The organism is uncultured Campylobacter sp. (genome assembly GCF_938030815.1).
In the GTDB taxonomy this organism is placed as follows: Bacteria; Campylobacterota; Campylobacteria; order Campylobacterales; family Campylobacteraceae; genus Campylobacter_B.
The window spans coordinates 1-4,688 of the sequence record NZ_CALHII010000179.1; the positions used below are offsets into that span (position 1 = coordinate 1).

At 44.3% G+C, this 4,688-nt stretch carries 4 protein-coding genes; 2 read left to right on the forward strand and 2 right to left on the reverse strand.

Going from position 1 to position 4,688, the window contains the following annotated elements; translation table 11 throughout:
- On the reverse strand, positions 1–719 hold a 719-nt coding region (locus Q0277_RS06860), incomplete at its 3' end, for a hypothetical protein (protein WP_297996762.1).
- An 882-nt stretch (positions 720–1,601) separates the two neighbouring features.
- Entirely contained in the window at positions 1,602–3,023 is a 1,422-nt protein-coding gene (locus Q0277_RS06865) for a Do family serine endopeptidase (protein WP_297996764.1), read from the reverse strand.
- A gap of 168 nt (positions 3,024–3,191) precedes the next feature.
- Here Q0277_RS06865 and Q0277_RS06870 point away from each other — a divergent pair, with 168 nt between their 5' ends.
- Both Q0277_RS06870 and Q0277_RS06875 read left to right on the forward strand, forming a co-directional pair.
- The gene (locus Q0277_RS06870; RefSeq protein WP_295097962.1) at positions 3,192–4,106 is read left to right on the forward strand and encodes a DnaJ C-terminal domain-containing protein; all 915 of its coding nucleotides are present in this window, start codon (positions 3,192–3,194) and stop codon (positions 4,104–4,106) included.
- Positions 4,107–4,118: 12 nt separating this feature from the next.
- Positions 4,119–4,430, forward strand: a complete 312-nt coding sequence (locus Q0277_RS06875) for a helix-turn-helix transcriptional regulator (RefSeq protein ID WP_297903112.1) — start codon at positions 4,119–4,121, stop codon at positions 4,428–4,430.
- Positions 4,431–4,688 lie beyond the last annotated feature (258 nt).

A 4,688-nucleotide genomic window follows, 5' to 3' on the forward strand; every position in this document is an offset into this window, starting at 1 on the left:
TCGGTATTTAAGACGACAGCACCCGTGATATTGACGCCATTGCCTTTCGCGGAGCCGCCTTGGTGTATGGTAGCGCCCTCTATCCTGCCCATATCTATCTTCGCCGCACCGGTGATATTTACCGTATTATTATTCGCAGAGGCACCATATCTAGCGCGACCTCCCGACACCATCGCTTCAAAGTTGAGTACGCCCGCATTATCTCCAATTATATGGCTATTGCCTTCAATATTTACGGTGTTGCCGACGGCGTTTCCCGAATATCCCGACTGTCCCGCCCAGGTGCCGTTGCCGCCGAGGACGGCTCGATTAACGGTTGCATTTATTATACTTACGGTATTGCCGGTTGCGCCTTTACCTTCGCCGCCTATTATAGTAGTAGCGGTAGCGCCGTTTTGAACGATGATCCTGTTTCGATCGGCGGATTTCGTAGGTACGACATTAGGATCGCCCATGCCGCCGCCGTATATGGTGTAAGAAGACATATCGACACCGCTAGGATCGCCTGTAATAGTTACTATATGATCGCTGGAAGCGCCAGATACTACACCCTCGTAACCACCGGAATAATAGGTAGTGGTGCCGGAACGATGCAATTTATTACTACCGCCGCCGGTTACCGTCGCTTTTGCATTGTCGGCTAAAGCTTGCATCGGCATCAATGCTAGCGTAGCAGCGATGCTCAGACCTGAGATAATTGGGATTTTGATCTCTTTCATAGTTGTAATCCTTTGTAAAAAATAAAAACTATCCATTATACTATAAAAATACCTATTTACAATAAATTTAATAAAATTTCTAACGAAAGGTAGCTTAATGCGAAAAAATGGGTATTGTGATGCAACGTTTTCGATAATAAAGTAAAATTTCAGCTTATTTTTGTTCTCGAAGCTTAAATGAAAAATTACGATTACAAAATGATGGAATTTTAAAATTCCGACCTTAAAATTTAGCCAGCGGAATTCCCAAGAAGTGACGTAGCTGGAAAAAGTGATAGAATAAAAAGGTGGTAGTTTCTGGTAGCAGAAATATGGTAGGGCATAAATTTTATAAATTTGGATTTTGTGGAATTTAAAGCGAAGCAATATATATGAGAGGGATTAAAATTTGAAGTCCAGGCTAGAAGCGCATACTTTTGCGGTATGTCATTAGCAAAGAGATTAAAATTTTAAAGCAAGTTCCAGACGAGGCGATAAAAACGATAAAGTAGCGGCGTGGAGGGTTAAATTTTAAAAATTCTAAGTGAAAACAAAAGCAAAAAAGTAAAATTCTAAGAATTTCAAGCGAAAAATCTGGGCTTTTAGCGGTGTTTTGAAATAGCAGAGGGCTTTCAGAGGTGCTTGAAATAACAGAGAGCTTTCAGAGGTGCTTGAAATAACAGGGAGGGCTTTCGGCAGCTTTTATGCTCGCCAAAAGCCCATTTTTATAGTTTATGCATCTTTTGCGCTCGAAAGCTAGAAATTTCGCTTGCTAGAAAGCTCAAAATCTCAAAAGCTTCTGTTTGCTTACTTGCAATGTTCCGCTAATGCTTTGAGCTGGGCTTGTCGCGGTTAAATTTTAATGCTTGCGCGTTTCTCGCCGCTAAAGCCCGGCGGAAGAACTTAGCGGATTACAAGACCTTGCGGAATTCCGCGTCTGATAACCCAAACTAGGGTTTTCTTGCCCTTGTAATCTTTGATGTATCGATCGAAGTCGTCTGAGCTTTTGACATCGTTTTGACCGACTTGGATGATCACGTCGCCTACCTCAAAGCCGTAATCATCGGCTTTTGAGCCATCTTTGACGCTTAAGACGAGGGCACCCGAGACATCGTCGTCGAGGTTATATTTGCGGCGCAAGCTGTCATTTAACGTCCTTAGCTTTAGCCCCTCTATTGCGCTTTTTGAGTCCTCGCCGGCTGAGCCTAAGGTGGTGGAGTCGGATTTCATCGCGTCTAGCTTGATAGTCGTGCTCTTGCTTTTGCCGTCACGTTCAAATTCTACATCCACTGAGCTTCCTGGAGCCATTGAGCCGATTAAATTTTTTAGCTCGTTGGCGTTTTTGATAGATTTGCCGTTTATTTTGGTAATCAAATCGCCGCGCTTGATGCCTGCTTTATCGGCAGGCATGTCTTTTTCGACGCTTGAGATTAGCGCGCCCTCTTTGCTTTCATAGAGCTCTTTTTGATCTTTAGACATATCTGAGATCGTAACGCCTATAAAGCCACGCTCGATCTTGCCGTTTGTGATGAGCTTTTCGGCGATCTCTTTTACCATATTTGAAGGGATCGCAAAGCCTACGCCGTTATTTCCGCCGCCGCGACTTAAAATAGCAGAATTTATCCCCAAAAGCGCGCCGCGACTATCTACTAACGCACCGCCTGAGTTGCCCGGGTTAATCGAAGCGTCGGTTTGGATGAAATTTTCGTATTGATTTAGCCCGATGTTGTTTTTATTTAGCGCTGAGATTATGCCTTGAGTGATGGTGCCGCCCACGCCGAAAGGATTTCCGATAGCAAAGACGATATCGCCCTCCATAGCCTTGGACGAGTCAGCAAATTTAACCGCAGAGAGATTTTTTTCGTCGATTTTAATGATTGCAAGGTCGGTTTTAGGGTCGGTGCCGATTACCTTGGCTTTATACTCTTTATCGCCTTCTAGTAGTGTAACTACGATTTCGTCGGCATTTTCTATTACGTGATTATTTGTGACAATATAGCCATCTTCGGAGATTATGACACCAGAGCCTAGCGAGCTTCCCTCGCGCTCCTGCTGCTGCGGAATGTCAAAGTCGAAAAATTGCTTAAAAAACGGATCGTCAAACATCTGCGACATCGGGCTATTGCCTGCTTTAATTTTGGTTTTCGTAGCGATATTTACGACAGATTTTTTCACGTCCGCAACGGAGCTGTGATATGAGAGCACGACATCTTTATCAAAGCTCGGATTCACGCGATCGTAACTATTTGGGGCTTCTTTAATGTTGATACTGGCGCCGAAAAGCGCACCTGCCAAAGCTATCGATAGGATAATCGATTTTTTCATTTTTATATCCTTTGTGATAATAAAATTTTGGCGGAATTATAAATTTTATCCGCTAATATATTCCTAACGCAAAATTAAAATTTATAAATGAAATTTAGCAAACTTGATTGACACTCACTAAAGTTTTATGATATAATCCGCATAAATTTTAAGATTTTAAGGATTAAAATGGCAAGTACAAGCAGTTTATACGAAACCTTAGGCGTGGATAAATCAGCAAGCGCCGAGGAGATTAAAAAAGCTTACCGCAGGCTAGCTCGCAAGTATCACCCGGATATCAATAAAGAGCCTGGAGCTGAGGATAAATTTAAAGAGATCAACGCTGCGTATGAAATTTTAAGCGACGAGAAAAAGCGGGCGCAGTATGACCGCCATGGCGATGAGATGTTCGGTGGGCAGAATTTCCACGATTTCGCGCAGGGCTCGGCAAACATGGGCGATCTAAACGACATCCTAAACAGCATTTTCGGCGGCTCCTTCGGCGCAAAAAGCGCAGGCTCGCGCGGCGGATTTAGTTTCAGCTCTTTCGGTGGTGGCGAGGGTTTTAGTGGCTTTAGCGGCAGCAGTTTCGGTGGCGGATTTGGCGGCGCGCAGAGCCTAGATACGCACAGCTCGATTGAAATTCCTTTTGAGACCGCGATACAAGGCGGCGAGATGAGCGTGCGCGTGGGCGGCGAGACGGTTAAATTTAAAGTACCCGCGGGCATCAATGCGGGCGAGAAGCTGCGCATAAGGGGCAAGGGACAAAAATCAGGCGCTCAAAGCGGAGATCTAATTTTAGAGATAAAAATCGCGCCAAGTGCCGAGTATAGCCGCGAAGGCGACGATCTTTTCAAAAAGATTGACGTGCCTTTGAAAACGGCGATGTTTGGCGGAAAGGTAGAAATTTCGACGCCAAGCAAAAGCGCAACGATAAAGATCGCAAAAAATACCAAAAACGGGCAGAAATACCGCTTAAAAGGCTACGGCGTGCAAAATCGCAAGAGTAAAATTTTAGGCGATCTATACGCGGTGGTAAATGTCGTTTTGCCCGACGTCGATTCGCTGGATGAGGACGTCAAAGCCGCGCTGCAAAAGCTATAAGGAGGCATCAAAATGCATGATTACGATGAGCCGGTTTATCTCATATCGATAGTCTCGAAGGTCTTGGATATTCATCCTCAAACAATACGTCAATACGAGCGCGAAGGGCTTGTGAGCCCGGGTCGCACCGAGGGCAATATGCGACTATATTCGGCGCACGATATGGATCGCATACGTATGATTTTAAACCTTACAAAGGAGCTTGGCGTCAATCTTGCGGGCGTGGACGTGATCTTTCACTTGCAAGAAAGGATCGCTGAGTATGAGCGCGAGATCGAGGAGCTACGGGCTAGAATTTTAGAGCTTGGCGGAGAGACAGACTAGGATCTGCAAGATAAAGATTTTAAAGCTCAGCAAAATCAGATCCTGGTGCTACAAGCTAAAATTTTAATGCTATCAAAAAGCAAGATCGCCTCGCAAGCGTAGATTCAAGCGATAAATTTTGATTTTCAGAGAGGATTTGTGGGCGCGTCAAATTCCGCGTTAAATTTAAAGTTGCACTAAGCAAACTCGGGCGAATTTTCTTGCAATTAAATTTAAAAACCGCCTTGATATAATTTGGTTTTAAAATTTAAAATTCCA